Consider the following 14,172-nt stretch of genomic DNA (forward strand, 5'->3'; position numbering starts at 1 on the left):
CATGGCAACCCTGCACAAGAAATTTGTTACTTCTGCTGTGAGAGATCCGGACGGAGCTTCCGGGCTTCATTCAAATAGACGTGGCGGATATCCCGCTGCGATTTATCGGTGTTGACCTGCACCATAAGCCGGATGCACTTCGGCAGGCCGCCTTTGACGGGAATCTCCACGGAGCACATCAGCGGCACCAGGTCCCAGCCTTCAATTTCCCGGATGGCCCGCGCCGGAAAGGTAGCGTCCAGATCTCCGGTCACCGTAATCCACACACTGCAGATATCTTCCGCAATGACATCATTTCGCTCCACAATCTCGCGCAGCAGTACAACCGTTTCGCGCAAGATCTCGTTTTCCTCATTGTTGGTTACGGTTGTTGCACCGCGTATTCCCCGGTTTACCACGGGCTTCCCTCCTTCTTAAGCTGCGCGAGAACCTCGCGGACGGCGCTCGGCTGCACATCATTCACGATGCTGACAGCGCCGATTGAATCCGGCACGATAAAGGTCATCTTGCCTTCCTTGAATTTCTTGTCATGCATCATCGCTTCCATCAGCTCATCCTCGCTGTACTCTGCAGGCAATTTCACGGGAAGCGAGAGTGCTGACAGCATGGCAATGGTATCCTCATAAATCGCCCGTTCCCGGCCAAGCTTGGCAGCGAGCAGGGCAGAACCTGCCATTCCGATGGCAATGGCTTCGCCGTGCAGGAATACACCATATCCGCCCACGGCTTCAATCGCGTGTCCGATCGTATGCCCAAGGTTCAGGAACGCTCTTTGCCCATGCTCCCGCTCGTCATTGCTGACGACCTGAGCCTTGATCGCACAGCCCCGCTCCAGCGCATATCCCAATGCCTCTGTATTCAGGGAGAGCAGTTCAGAAGCATGTTCACGGCACCAGTAAGCAAAGTCACGGTCCAGAATCAGACCGTGCTTTACCACTTCAGCCAGTCCCGAAGAGATCTGGCGCGGCGGAAGCGTGCTCAGGGTATCCAAATCATACAGCACCAGCGACGGCTGATAGAAAGCGCCAATCATATTCTTCGCCAGCGGATGATTAACCGCCACCTTGCCGCCTACACTGCTGTCATGAGCCAATATGGTAGTAGGAATCTGAATGAAGCCTATTCCGCGCATGTAAGTTGCGGCTACAAATCCCGCCAGATCCCCTACCACACCGCCGCCCAGCGCCAGTACGGCTGAACTGCGGTCCAGGCCGGCCTGGATTGCCGTTGTGATGACTTCTTCGTACACAGCCAGTGATTTGGAGGCCTCTCCGGCCGGAATCACATGACTGACTACAGCATATCCTTCTCCGCGCAGGGCGGCCTCAACCATGGGAAGATACCGCGGGGCCACTTCGCTGTCACTGACGATCAGCAGCGGACTGCGGAGCGGGAACCCGGCCTTCACGCAATGCTGGCCAATGTCACGCAAGAGTCCGCTTCCGATGTGGATCGGATAGGAACGTTCACCGAGTTCTACCGTAATGCTGCGCATCATTAGTAGCTCTCCAGCTGTGCCTGGTAATTGTTGTAGTTGGCTCTGATCTCCTCGATGGAATCGCCGCCGAACTTGTCCATAAAGGCTTTGGCGATCTCCCAGGCCACCACATTCTCAAGCACCACACATGCAGCCGGCACAGCACAGGCGTCTGAACGTTCCACCTGGGCGGTAAAAGGTTCTTTCGTGTCGATATCGACACTTTGCAGCGGTTTGTACAGCGTCGGAATCGGCTTCATCACTCCGCGGACCACAACCGGCATCCCGTTGGTCATTCCGCCTTCAAAGCCGCCCAGACGGTTGCTCGCCCGGTAGTACCCCCGGGATGCCTCATACATGATCTCATCATGGACCTGCGAGCCCCGCAGCTTGCCTGCCTCAAAACCAATGCCGATTTCCACACCCTTGAAGGCGTTGATGGACATTACTGCACCGGCGATGGCACCATCCAGCTTGCGGTCGGACTGTACATGGCTTCCCAGGCCGACCGGCAGGCCTTCAACGATACATTCCACGATGCCGCCGATGGAGTCGCCTTCCTCCTTGATCTTATCTATGTAAGCTTCCATCTTCTTCTCAGTTTCTTTATCCACAACTCTCACCGAAGAAGCTTCTGTCTGCTCGATCAGCTCGTCAACCGGCAGATCATTTGCAGGCGCTTCAATTTCACCGATACGGATCACCTGTCCGGCAATCTTCACGCCAAACGCAGCCAAAAGCTGCCGGGCTACTGCACCTACAGCCACTCTAGCCGCCGTTTCGCGGGCGCTGGAGCGCTCAAGCACATTCCGGAGGTCTGTCAGATTATATTTCAGTCCGCCGTTCAGGTCCGCATGTCCGGGACGGGGACGGTTCACACGCCGCTTCTCTTCATCGCTGCCGGGAATAGGCTCGATGTTCATAATATTTTTCCAGTGGGTCCAATCCTTATTCTCCACAACCAGAGCTACAGGAGCACCCGTGGTGTAACCATGACGGACTCCGCCGACGATTTCTGCCGAATCCTTTTCGATCTGCATCCGGCGTCCCCGCCCGTACCCTTTTTGCCGCCGCTGCAGTTGAAAGTTAAGCTCTTCAAAATCAAGTGTCAAATTGCTGGGCAGTCCTTCAATAATAGCTGTAAGCTGGGGGCCGTGCGTTTCCCCCGCTGTTAAGTAGCGTAAACTCATGCTGCGTTCCCCCTTCACACTTTTAAACTGTAAACCGCTAAAATGTTAAATGTCTTTGCTCATTATAGTATAGGGAATCCGCTTTGACAAGAAAGGGATACACCCGGCTTGCCCGTATCCGGCACGAAAAAGAACAGCGCCGCCTCTACTCTTGCGAGTAAAGACGACGCTGCAGTGTACCCGGGAGAATCCGGTCCTCAACTGCCGATTCTCCGGCTTGGCGGCAGGCAAGACGTCTTGTCATCTTCAAGCGCGAGCAGACTTTGCAGCTGCCGCTCTTCAACACCGAGAATTTGCCCGCATTCACGGACGGTCAGAAAGCCGCGTCTGTAGGCATCTATGACCTTGCTTTTATCCATCGGAATGTACGACCTTTCGCATGACACACGTAATCTACCTCTACTGTCCAGTATCACTGAAAAAGAGCGAAAGTATACGTATCTTAAGGAATGTCGTATTCGCGGGCACTGCTGCTTTATTTCTTGCGGTAGAAGAACGTTTCCGTCGATTCGAATCCGTACTGCGCCGGCGTGAAAATCTGCTCCGTGCTGCCCACGAACAGATATCCGCCCGGCCGCAGGCTGGCTGAAAACTTGTGGTACAGCTTGTTTTTGGCTTCTTCCGTAAAATAGATCATGACATTACGGCAGATGATCAAATCGAAGCCTTCATCAAACTTATCCAGCAGCAGGTTCTGCTTGCGGAAATCGATATTTTTTTTGAGTCCTTCACTGACCTTGAACACCGGCCCTTCCGGTGTAAAATAGCGGCCGGCGACATCCTTCGGCACATCCTTCAGCGACCGCTCCAGGTAGATGCCCTGCTTCGCTTTGGCCAGCGCCCCGTCATCTATGTCTGTCGCCAGAATGCCGGTCTCGGCCAGAATGTTTTTGTCGGAGAGGATCATCGCCAAGGTGTACGGCTCTTCGCCGGTGGAGCAGGCAGCGCTCCACAGCTTCAGCCTGCGGCCCGAACGCTGCAGTTCAGGCAGAATGACATCCCGCAGGACCTCCCAGCGGTTCGGGTTGCGCCAGAATTCCGAGACATTGATGGTCATGCGGTCCAGGAATTCATAGAACAAGGCTTTGTCCTTCATCATTGCGGCGAAAAAATCGCTGAAGGACTGATAGCCGTTCTTCATCCGCAGCGTGGTCAGACGCCGCTTCATCTGCGCTTCCTTATACTGCGCCAGGTCAATTCCGGTGCTTTGCTTAACGTTATGGATAAATCCGGTGTAATCCGGGTCTGGAGCTGTTGCTGCTTCTTCTCGTTCAGCCATTTCTTTTCCCTGCCTCCCGCCTGAACTACATCCAGGCCGCGATGTCTTTGTTGTAATCCGCCAGTTCATCCGGAGCAAAGAAATTGGCGATTTCACGTGCCGCACTTTCTGGGGAATCCGAACCATGAATCAAATTCAGAGGGGTGTGGCTGGCATAATCACCGCGGATTGTACCCGGCAGAGCTTCTCCCACCTTGGTTTTGCCGATCATCAACCGGGACAGCGCGATTACATCATCCCCTTCCCAGACCATGGCAAATACAGGTCCAGAGGTAATAAAGCGTACTAATTCAGGAAAGAAATCCTTCCCTTCATGTTCAGCGTAATGCTTCTTCGCCTGCTCTTCTGTAATGATGATCAGCTTCGCGGCAACCAGCTTGAATCCTTTGTCCTCCAGACGGGCCACAATCCGCCCAATCAATCCGCGCTGCACCCCATCCGGTTTTATCATCAGATACGTTTGCTCCATAGAGTCACTCTCCATTTTCTATTATTCCGAATGAATAATAAGCTGTTTTTCTGATAGTATCAGAAACCTTGCCATCTGTGAACGCTTAATATTTTGATTTCTGCAGATTAATAAGACCGCCCTGTCACAAAAAAAGCAATATCCTTCAAATTGCGCTTCGTCCGGTTGCTCGGAAGCTGGTCCAGCGCCTCAAGCGCCTTGGCAATGTAGCGGGATGCCAGCTCTTCTGCCCTGGAAATGCCTTCACCCGACAGAATCAGATCAATGGCGCGCCCCACGCCGCTATTTCCTTCACGGATGGAAGCCAGCTCTGTAAGCAGCGCACTCCGCAGCCGCTGGTCTTCCAAGCTGTATATCACCGGAAGTGTAATATTGCCCTGCCGCATGTCGCTGCCCGGAGGTTTGCCGATTTGCTTCTCCGTCCCGGAAAGATCGAGCAGATCGTCACGGATCTGGAACGCCATGCCGACGTTATATCCGTAATCATAGAGCAGCCTGGCCGTATTCGGCTCTGCATCAGCTGCCAGCGCACCGAGCTGGCAGCTGATGGCAATCAGCAGTGCCGTCTTGCGGCGGATGCGCCGCAGATAATGGCGCACGCTCTGCTCGCTGTTGAAGAAGTCACGGATCTGCTCCATCTCTCCGATGGACATTTCCACCATCGCCTTGGAGAGGATCTGGTGTATTCGCGGATTGCCCAGCTCCGAGGTCATTACCAGCGCCTTGGCATATATATAGTCCCCGGTATACATGGCGATTTTATCGCCCCATTTCGCTTTGACCGTCAGCTCCCCGCGCCGCAGCTCTGCATCGTCAATGACATCGTCGTGAACCAGCGAGGCGCTGTGGATCAGCTCCAGCGGTATGGCAACACGCTTCAGCTTCTCCAGATCATATTGCCCGAATTTGCCGCCCATCAGCACAAAGACCGGCCGCAGCCTTTTGCCGCCTGCCTTCAGCAGGTGCAGGGATGTCTCTGTCAGCAGATCATCGTCCCCCTGTACGCTGCGGTAGAGCTCTTTTTCGATCTGATCCATATCCTTGTTCAGCAAGCCAAACATTTGCATTCGTTTCATTCGTTCACCCGTGTCAGCAGATTATGGCTCCACATCTCCATCTTCACTTCACGCTGCAGCAAACCCAGCTCGTAGGCGTAGCGGAAATAGAGGTTCAGCCCTTCCTGTTGCCTTTCCCCAAAGTCATAACATAAATTACGGAAGTACGTGTCCCAATAGGCTGCTGAACCCCCGATAGCTGAGCAGGCCTCCCGGATAATGGGTGCCAGATTCTGCCGGCCGCGTCTCTTGCTCTCCACAAAGGCGTCGGCGATTTCAGCCACTGCCTCCGGTCTCATTCGGGCAGCCTCCCGGTTCACGGCCCAGACGGCAAAAGTCATCCCGAATCCGGTCCATTCCTTCCACAGCCCGCCAAGATCGGTAACAATATAGCCCTGATTCTGCCACGAAGCCCGGATCGCATGATCACCGATCAGCAGGCAGGCATCCGCCCCGGCCATCATCTGGTCCAGATCAGGAGCGGCGCTGATATATTCAGGTTTGCCGTTCAATGCTTTTGCCATCAGGATCTTCAGCAAATTGACCGATGTGGCCGAAGTGTTGGTTACAGCAATCGTTCCTGAGGCGACCTGTGCCAGCGGCACACGTGAAAACATCAGAATGGACTTCACCGGTCCATCGGAGCTAACCGACAAATCCGGCAGCAGCAGCAGCCGTTCGCTTGCAGCCGCATAGGCAAAAGAGGACAAGGCTCCCACATGTATACTTCCGCTGGTCATACCTTGATTAAGAACGGCTGGCACCTCGCTCACCATCTCTGCGGGAAAGCTTAAGGAAGAGGGGTGGAAATTGTGAAATACCGGCCAGGAATTGGTATAGCTGATTTTACCGATAACGGTAGGTTCAGGATCATTCATCCTTCATTCCCCCATCTGCGAAATAATGAATGCTCAATGTTCAGGCTGTCCAGCACCTTGCCCACCATAAAGTCAACCAGGTCATCCACGGTTGTCGGGCCGTAATAAAATGCGGGCATCGCCGGAATCATTTTCACCCCGAGCCGGGACAGCTTCAGCATATTTTCCAAGTGAATCGCATGAAGCGGTGTCTCCCGGGGTACGAGCACAAGCGGACGTCCTTCCTTCAGCATGACATCCGCAGCCCGGGTCATCAAGTTATCCGAGCTGCCGTGGGCCACGGCTGACAGAGTTCCCATGGAGCAAGGCATAATAATCATGGCCTCTGTTCGGAAGGAGCCGCTGGCAATAGAAGCCCCGATGTCGGCAACCGGGTGATAATGCAGAGAACCGGGATAGCTCCCGAACTGTTCGTTCAGAAAGCCCTCCCGGTCTGAGGCGGCAAAGCCCAGCTCTTCCTTAAATACGCGCCAGCCGGCGTTGCTTACCACGAGATGGACCGAGTGTCCCAGCGCAAGCAGCGTTCTGGCCAGCCGGACGCCATAAATGCCGCCGCTGGCTCCCGTGATGCCCACGACATAGTTTTTCGGCTTAAGCTCATTCATTTGTAGAACTGCACCACCAAGTCAATCAGGGTAAAGGAAAATACTACAATGCTCAGCACACCGTTCATAGTGAAGAATGCGGTCTGCAGCCGGCTAAGGTCGCTTGGAGAAACAATATGGTGTTCATAAAAAAGAATAATGTAGGCGATCAGCATCCCTGCCACATACCACCAGCTAAGATCGGTAATAAACAGCAGTGAAACAAAACCGATGCCCGTCAGCATGTGGAACACCTTGGCAATGGTCAATGCACGGGCCACGCCAAAGCGGACAGGAATAGAATAAAGGCCTTCCTTCTTGTCGAATTCAACGTCCTGGCAGGAATAGATAATATCAAAGCCCGCTGTCCAGAATACAATCGTGAAATAGAATACCATGGAAGTCCAGTCCACGGTTCCGGTGACGCCAACCCAGCCCCCGAGAGGGGCGAGCGCAATCGTCAGACCAAGGATCAGGTGGCAGGCCCAGGTGAAGCGTTTCGTGAATGAGTAAAAAACAAGAAGAAAAACTGCGATCGGCAGCAGTTTGGCCGATAAAGGGTTCAGCTTGAATGCGGCCCAGAACAGCAAAAAGAAAGAAAAGGCGATAAACAGGGACACCTCTCCAACCTTGAGCAGCCCGGCCGGGATGGCTCTGCCGGCTGTACGGGGGTTCTTGGCGTCGCTGAACCGGTCAATCAGCCGGTTCAGCCCCATAGCCGCGCTGCGTGCGCCGAACATGGCTACTACAATCCAGCCGATCTGGCTCCAGGAGGGCAAGGCCCCAAACATCACGACCGAACCCAGCAGGGCACCCATAAAAGCGAAAGGCAAAGCAAAAACGGTGTGTTCAAACTTGATCATTTGCAAAAAAATGCCGATTTTCTTAAGCATTACAATTCTCCTTGAGCCCAATATGTAGTGCCGCGATGCCTCCGGTCAAGGGAAAGGATTCCACTTTTTGCAGTCCGGTTTCACGGAAAATTACTTCTAGCTGTTTTCTGTCCGGGAACAAGGCTAATGACTCCGGAAGCCACTTGTACTGCTCATATCTTTTCGCGAAAAGTTTGCCAAGGAGCGGCAGCACCCGCTGGAAATAGAAATAATAAATGCCTTTGAACGGCTGCTTCATCGGTTTGGATAATTCCAGGCAGACTACCATGCCTCCCGGCTTCACCACACGTTTCATTTCGTTCAATACCCGGACGGGATCAGGCACGTTGCGGAGCCCGAAGCCTATGGTCGCATAGTCGAAGGAATTGTCCCCGAAAGGCAGCTCCATGGCGTTGCCCTGTACCAGGGAAATCCGGTCCTGGAGATTGCGTGCCTCCACCTTCCGGCGGCCTACCTCCAGCATACCTGCACTGAAGTCCAGGCCCATGACACAGCCTGTCTTGCTGGCTTCAGCGAGCGCAATGCTCCAGTCACAGGTGCCGCAGCACAGATCAACCGCAGAGTCGCCCCGCTTCATCCCCATCTTGCGCATGGTGAATTTGCGCCAGGCCTTATGCCTGCGGAAGCTCAGGATGTCATTCATCAGATCATATTTGCCGGCAATGCTCTCAAACACAGAATGGACAAATTGCTCCTTGGGTTTAGTGCCTTGATCACCGATTGTAGTAGTTTTCTCTATAGTCATGTCCTAACCCTCCACGGCTGCTTGTCCGGAAATTTTCATGTGCTGAAGCAGGCGGTCAAGCGCAGCATTCAGCTCGGCGAACAGGTTCTCCTCCTTCACACCCTGCAGCAGTCCCTGAATGGACCCGAGCGATCCATGGAGCTTGTCTGTCAGCAAAGAATCGCATTTGTATTTCATCTTCAGCTTCTTCCAATCCTTGAGATCGAGCTCCTGCTCCTGAAGCAGCCGCCGTTCATCCTCAGTAGCCGACTCCAGCACTTTCCAGTAGCAATAACCTTCCATCGCATTTACCGGGTCGCCTCCTCGGCGGAGCTCCAGAAGGACGGTCTCATACTGGCTGAATTCGGCGAGCAGCTTCTCCCACAGCTCGGCAAGCGATTCCTCAATCATCGGTGTAAAAGAAAGGAACAGCCTCATATTGAGCTGTACCGTGTGACGCAAATATTGTTCAGCAGACAGGAACATGCCCTTCATCTTGCTGTACAGATGAGCCTTCATCACATTAAGATCGGCAATGGCGGTGCTTAGTATACCGACCATCTCAATCTGCTCCCGTTTGGCCAGCAAATGATAAAACCAGCTGCTGAAATAATCGCCGGCCAGAACTTTAAGCTGGCGGGAGCGCATAGGATCTTCCCCGGCTCCTCCTGGACACGGTCGATGCACTCATGGGTATCCAGCCCCAGCTGCACGAGACCGGTCACCAGTGTAAATAGCTCTCCGCCCTTGATGCCGGCCGGGGAGCCATGACTTAAAAAATATATAACAAATGACCACGCCCTTCTGAGAACGGCGGCAATTCCGTATGCCGCTGAATCATGTCGTAGTCGGTATAAGGTTTAGCCAGTTGCGGTATGCGGTACGGTTTCATTTCAGCCTCCGGAGCCATTGACGTTATGACAATATCTTTGTTCACAATCTTGTCTATTATATCACATGTTTTTTGGTCACGCACTGTAGGCCGTTCTAGTTTCTTTTACCCAGATCAGGGATAAATGAACTGCTTCTTCCATAGCTCGCTCTCACTGATGCGCAGTCCGCTCTTCACGGATTCGGGCAGCGGGCGGCTTGGCGCCGTCTCCAGCGCCTTCTGAAGCCGGGGCGACCATTCGCTGCGCCGGATATCCCCGGCAAGCAGCAGACGCCTGCTGTCCAGCCATTTGTCCTCGGCAACAATCCGCAGCAGCAGCTGGTCGACGTTAACCGTCTCCTGAAAAGCAAAGGAAATGACCCGGGCCATGTTCTGATACAGCTCCTGCGGCTCCGGATCATTGCCGGTCACCTTCAAATCCAGAGAGAGAACATTTCCCTTCCACCCGGCCCTGTCAATGGCCAGCGTAAGCGGGAGCTTCTCCAGCATATCCACAAGATTGCCGCTCTCCAGAACCGCACCGCCTCCGCTTAAGGTTTCCACCACCCCGTCCTGCCGGTGCAGGGAAGGCTCAAGCGCAGCCAGCTGCGGCAGAAGCAGCGCGGAAGCTGCGGTAACGAGCACTGCCGTTCCAATCAGCCAGCTCCTGTTCATGACCAGCCTCCTTATCATTCATAGTTGCCGCCTCTTTGAACGAATATACGGAAAACGAGACATGGCTATCCTTAGTTATATTTTGAAAAAAGCAGGCTATGCCTGCTTTTCAGCTTTCACTTTCCAATTGTCCGTGTTTGCTCCAAATTTCGGCCCTGCCGCGGATTTTCATGGCTGAGGTATGATCTGTGAATTGGGCGATGAGCACCTCGCCCTTGTCCAGCTTCTCTGTATGATGAAACCGTGTGTCCAGCCCCCGGGTAAGCCCGATTACCTGAACACCGTTCTCCTTGGCTTTGATTACGATGTAGTCGCTGCCAGCCGGTGCGGGATTAACGCCATTATTCTTCTCAGTCATGCCGAACCCTCCTAATAATGATTGTGAGATTAAGCCAGCCCTCTCAACAACAAATGCCGCCTTGGAGGGCGGCATCATTGTTACTCAGAAAGACTATGGGATAGATATGTAGAAATCTCTATTTGATTCCGTCTTTCAGAGCTTTACCCGGTTTGAACGCCGGTACCTTGCTCGAAGGAATTTCGATTTCTTCACCAGTCTGCGGGTTGCGGCCTTTGCGTGCGGAACGTTCACGCACTTCAAAGTTTCCGAATCCTACCAGCTGAACTTTATCTCCGTTTTGCAGAGCACCTGTGATCGCTTCGAAAACGGCATCTACCGCTTTAGTAGCATCTTTCTTGGGAAGTTCAGTTGCTTCTGTCACCACGTTGATCAAATCTGATTTATTCATGTCTTCTCACCTCCCTGGGCAAATTTCCGGTATCATACACTGTTTCCGTTTAAACGCAAAATATACGTGATAATCCCGTTTTTTACTAGATACTGGCGCCCTTCTACCTAGAAGCGCAACAAACTTATAGTAATACAGCCCACCCATAATTTCAAGGCGTTCCTCAAAAAAGGAGCAGAAAGTAGCACTTTTGCCCTCAAAATGTGCAATGCCGTATCCAATCATACCAAAAACAGAGCGGAAATTCCTCCGCTCTGTTCTCTCACTGCCCTATGATTTGTTTACAGGATAATAGCAATCAGCCCGCCTGAGCCCTCATTGATAATCCGGCCCAGCGTTTCCTGCAGCTTGTAGCGGGCGTTATCCGGCATCATGGCGATTTTGCCCTGGATACCTTCCCTCACGATTGAATGCAGCGAACGGCCAAAAATATCGGACTCCCATATCTTGATCGGATCGTTTTCGAAATCCTGCATTAAGTACCTTACCAGCTCTTCACTCTGCTTCTCTGTACCAATGATCGGCGAGAACTCGGATTCAACATCCACCCGGATCATATGAATGGACGGTGCAGTAGCCTTCAGCCGGACTCCAAAACGCGACCCCTGCCGGATCAGCTCCGGTTCATCCAGCGCCATTTCAGCAAGCGATGGTGCGGCTATACCGTAGCCGGTTGTTTTTACCATTTCGAGGGCTTCGGAGAAGCGGTCGTATTCACGTTTGGCATGTGAGAAATCCTGCATCAGCTGCAGCAGGTGATCCTTGCCGCGGATCTCAACACCCACAATCTCCATCAGAACCTGGTCGTAGAGCTCTTCAGGCGCATACAGATCGATCTCTGCCACACCCTGGCCCATATTCATGCCGCTGAGGCCGGCCCGTTCAATGAAATCGTATTCCGTGAACTGGGACACCAGCCGGTCGACATCACGCAAACGGCGGATATCCTTCACCGTATCACGGACCGAATTTTCATAACTGCTGCGGAGCCAGTGATTTTCTCCCAGTACCATTACCCAGCTCGGCAGGTTCACATTCACCTCATGAACCGGGAACTCATAGAGCACTTCGCGCAGCACGCCGGTAACGTCGTCCTCAGACATATTGGCCGCGCTGAGCGTCATGACCGGAATGTCATATTTGGCGGCCAGCTCGCTGCGGAGCTGCTGGGCTTCCTCGCTGCGCGGCCGGGTCGAGTTAATCACAAGCACAAATGGCTTGCCAACTTCCTTCAGCTCGGCGATTACGCGCTCTTCGGAATCCACATAAGAGTGCCGCGGAATTTCAGCGATCGTTCCATCCGTAGTTACTACCACACCCAGTGTGGAATGCTCTTGAATAACCTTGCGGGTGCCAATCTCCGCCGCTTCCTGGAAAGGAATCGGCTCCTCGAACCAAGGGGTGGAAATCATGCGGGGACCATTTTCGTCCTCATAGCCTTTGGCACCTTCAACTGCGTACCCCACACAGTCGACCAGCCGGACATTGACCTCCAGCCCTTCCGTCACCTTGATCTGTACCGCATTGTTCGGCACAAACTTCGGCTCAGTTGTCATGATCGTTTTACCTGCCGCGCTTTGCGGAAGCTCATCAATCGCTCTTACCCGGTCAGCCTCGCTCGTAATGTTCGGCAAGACGATCGTTTCCATGAAGCGTTTGATGAATGTTGATTTCCCTGTGCGAACCGCGCCGACGACGCCTAGATAAATGTCTCCGCCGGTACGCTCGGCAATGTCCTTGAAAATATCCACTTTTTCCAAAAGAGATCCCCTCCTCATATTACTCCGAAGAAAAAATGCCTGAAGAGCATCGACTTCGCGTTCCGCCGGCTTTTCTGACCCTTGCAGGACATCCACCGGACTTGACATTGTCCGCCAGGGAGCCTAGCTGCTGACTTCAGGGCGGAGCAATCATTGCCCCACGCTAAACCCCGAATGCTCGGACATGCATTTGGACTAGTATCATCATATGTATCCAGAACGGATTTATGACCCGCTACCCGCGCAAATTAATAGGGAATTTCCAAAAAACCAGCTGATGCGCGCCGCAGAGCGTCACGACGCCCGGAAGCCTTCTCAGCTACTATATGAGAATGAATAGAGGAATAGAACTGCCTTTTGGCAGTGGAACGGGATGATATCTTTAGGGTTGAGGAGACTGGGGGACCGGCTGGCCCTCCACCCAGTAATAAGGCAAGGATTTCACAGGCACATAATATGAGGCCTGCTCCAGCTGGAGACGGAGATCGCGGTTTGCTTCAGGGGAAACACCATTCTTATCGATCACGGACCTGATATCCGGACCGTAATCAGCGTATACGGTGCCGTTCTTATCCATAATAAATTGCAGCGGCTGGCCGGAATATATACTTTTCAAGGTAATGGAGCCGGTTCCCGCCTGCCGGGCGTCTATTGTAAAAAGTCCGGGATAAATTTCATCCCCGGCTGGAAGGTTCCCTCCATGCCCGGACTTGTACCGGTTGATCTGGCGCTGGACATCATTCACCTTTTGCACGGTAACAATATCCATCAGCCGGACAGAGGGACGGGTTTCTTCATCCAGGATGAGAAAATACGCGCTGCCGCCTTTTTCAAAAGCTGCCGCCGGAATTTCATCCAGATACCCCATTTCGTGCAGCTTCCCCAAATCGATCACAAATTTCTCATATCTGGGCGTGGCTTCGTCCGCATTCAAAATCGGCAGCAGCCCCTCCTGCTGCTGGTAATCATCCACAGCCTCCTGTACCCGCTTTACACTTTCCCGGTAGCTGCTGCCCGTCTGCTGCTCCTTACCGGGGTACATGCAGCCTGAGAGTAAGCCGGCCAAGAGAATGAACACCAACAATAGAAGTACTGCACCTGTGAAATTCTGCTTCTTCATCCGCCTTATGCCGCTCACCACGCTGAATCCCTCCACTTCGTAAGGTTGTTTATTTCAGAACTACCACAGCTCGTCTTCATCCCCGCGCCGTGCAGCCTCTAGCCTGCGCCGCACGGCTGCTTTTAGAGGGTCTTCCGGGATATGTACGGTTACATTGCTCCATACGGCTGCTTGACAAGCCAAACGGACACCTTCATCCAGCAGACTGCCCAGTTTGCGCCGTTCCGTATCGCCCGGCGGCTGTAGACCCGCAGCGAACTGATCCTCAACCTTTACCTTACACATCAGGCAACCCGCCTTTCCGCCGCAGCGGGTAGTGAGGGCAACCCCCGCTTTGCGGGCGGCCTCAAGCAGCGGGGTGCCATGCACAACTTCGGTTGTACGGCCATCCGGCCGAAAAGTGACAACCCATCCCTTTTGCCGTTTCATGATGCAGCTTCCTTCCTTC

General features: G+C 53.4%; 18 protein-coding genes. All 18 read right to left on the minus strand.

What is annotated here, in order from left to right:
• Nucleotides 1-26: 26 nt before the first annotated feature.
• The 18 genes from aroH to JI735_RS30215 all read right to left on the minus strand — a co-directional run bounded on the left by aroH (nt 27) and on the right by JI735_RS30215 (nt 14,153).
• Nucleotides 27-398 carry a chorismate mutase gene (aroH, locus tag JI735_RS30130; protein WP_020427687.1) on the minus strand — a complete coding sequence of 124 codons (372 nt, stop codon included), beginning with the start codon at nt 396-398 and terminating at the stop codon, nt 27-29.
• A complete protein-coding gene (gene aroB / locus JI735_RS30135) occupies nt 392-1,495 on the minus strand; it encodes a 3-dehydroquinate synthase (RefSeq protein WP_039835092.1) in 1,104 nt (367 codons plus the stop codon). The genes aroH and aroB overlap by 7 nt, the downstream gene beginning before the upstream one ends.
• 2 nt (nt 1,496-1,497) lie before the next feature.
• Entirely contained in the window at nt 1,498-2,667 is a 1,170-nt protein-coding gene (gene aroC, locus JI735_RS30140; RefSeq protein ID WP_020427689.1) for a chorismate synthase, read from the minus strand.
• Between the two features lie 197 nt (nt 2,668-2,864).
• Nucleotides 2,865-3,026, minus strand: coding sequence for a hypothetical protein (locus tag JI735_RS30145; protein ID WP_167330801.1), 162 nt, complete (start codon nt 3,024-3,026; stop codon nt 2,865-2,867).
• Between the two features lie 116 nt (nt 3,027-3,142).
• On the minus strand, nt 3,143-3,946 hold the full coding sequence (locus JI735_RS30150) for a CheR family methyltransferase (RefSeq protein WP_039835089.1): 804 nt from the start codon (nt 3,944-3,946) through the stop codon (nt 3,143-3,145).
• 25 nt (nt 3,947-3,971) lie between these two features.
• Entirely contained in the window at nt 3,972-4,415 is a 444-nt protein-coding gene (gene ndk / locus JI735_RS30155) for a nucleoside-diphosphate kinase (RefSeq protein WP_039835090.1), read from the minus strand.
• Between the two features lie 107 nt (nt 4,416-4,522).
• On the minus strand, nt 4,523-5,491 hold the full coding sequence (locus JI735_RS30160; RefSeq protein ID WP_202676728.1) for a polyprenyl synthetase family protein: 969 nt from the start codon (nt 5,489-5,491) through the stop codon (nt 4,523-4,525).
• Entirely contained in the window at nt 5,488-6,348 is an 861-nt protein-coding gene (locus tag JI735_RS30165; RefSeq protein ID WP_039835093.1) for a menaquinone biosynthesis protein, read from the minus strand. Before JI735_RS30165 ends, JI735_RS30160 begins: the two co-directional genes overlap by 4 nt.
• Nucleotides 6,345-6,953 carry a UbiX family flavin prenyltransferase gene (locus JI735_RS30170; protein ID WP_202676729.1) on the minus strand — a complete coding sequence of 203 codons (609 nt, stop codon included), beginning with the start codon at nt 6,951-6,953 and terminating at the stop codon, nt 6,345-6,347. The genes JI735_RS30165 and JI735_RS30170 overlap by 4 nt, the downstream gene beginning before the upstream one ends.
• Nucleotides 6,950-7,825 carry a UbiA-like polyprenyltransferase gene (locus JI735_RS30175; RefSeq protein WP_202676730.1) on the minus strand — a complete coding sequence of 292 codons (876 nt, stop codon included), beginning with the start codon at nt 7,823-7,825 and terminating at the stop codon, nt 6,950-6,952. The genes JI735_RS30170 and JI735_RS30175 overlap by 4 nt, the downstream gene beginning before the upstream one ends.
• Nucleotides 7,818-8,570: a demethylmenaquinone methyltransferase gene (locus tag JI735_RS30180; protein ID WP_020427698.1), complete on the minus strand. Its 753-nt coding sequence runs from the start codon at nt 8,568-8,570 to the stop codon at nt 7,818-7,820. The genes JI735_RS30175 and JI735_RS30180 overlap by 8 nt, the downstream gene beginning before the upstream one ends.
• Before the next feature lie 3 nt (nt 8,571-8,573).
• On the minus strand, nt 8,574-9,197 hold the full coding sequence (locus tag JI735_RS30185; RefSeq protein WP_202676731.1) for a heptaprenyl diphosphate synthase component 1: 624 nt from the start codon (nt 9,195-9,197) through the stop codon (nt 8,574-8,576).
• Nucleotides 9,198-9,555: 358 nt separating this feature from the next.
• Entirely contained in the window at nt 9,556-10,095 is a 540-nt protein-coding gene (locus JI735_RS30190; RefSeq protein ID WP_039835096.1) for a hypothetical protein, read from the minus strand.
• A gap of 109 nt (nt 10,096-10,204) precedes the next feature.
• Nucleotides 10,205-10,453: a trp RNA-binding attenuation protein MtrB gene (mtrB, locus tag JI735_RS30195; protein ID WP_020427701.1), complete on the minus strand. Its 249-nt coding sequence runs from the start codon at nt 10,451-10,453 to the stop codon at nt 10,205-10,207.
• Between the two features lie 118 nt (nt 10,454-10,571).
• Nucleotides 10,572-10,844: an HU family DNA-binding protein gene (locus JI735_RS30200; protein ID WP_020427702.1), complete on the minus strand. Its 273-nt coding sequence runs from the start codon at nt 10,842-10,844 to the stop codon at nt 10,572-10,574.
• Nucleotides 10,845-11,125: 281 nt separating this feature from the next.
• Nucleotides 11,126-12,604 (minus strand): stage IV sporulation protein A, encoded by a 1,479-nt coding sequence (gene spoIVA / locus JI735_RS30205; protein ID WP_020427703.1) that lies wholly within the window; start codon nt 12,602-12,604, stop codon nt 11,126-11,128.
• Nucleotides 12,605-12,986: 382 nt separating this feature from the next.
• Nucleotides 12,987-13,745, minus strand: a complete 759-nt coding sequence (locus JI735_RS30210) for a DUF3939 domain-containing protein (protein WP_233476122.1) — start codon at nt 13,743-13,745, stop codon at nt 12,987-12,989.
• Between the two features lie 39 nt (nt 13,746-13,784).
• Nucleotides 13,785-14,153: a 2Fe-2S iron-sulfur cluster-binding protein gene (locus JI735_RS30215; protein ID WP_039835097.1), complete on the minus strand. Its 369-nt coding sequence runs from the start codon at nt 14,151-14,153 to the stop codon at nt 13,785-13,787.
• Nucleotides 14,154-14,172 lie beyond the last annotated feature (19 nt).

The sequence above is a fragment of the Paenibacillus sonchi genome, assembly GCF_016772475.1.
In the GTDB taxonomy this organism is placed as follows: domain Bacteria; phylum Bacillota; class Bacilli; order Paenibacillales; family Paenibacillaceae; genus Paenibacillus_AQ; species Paenibacillus_AQ sonchi.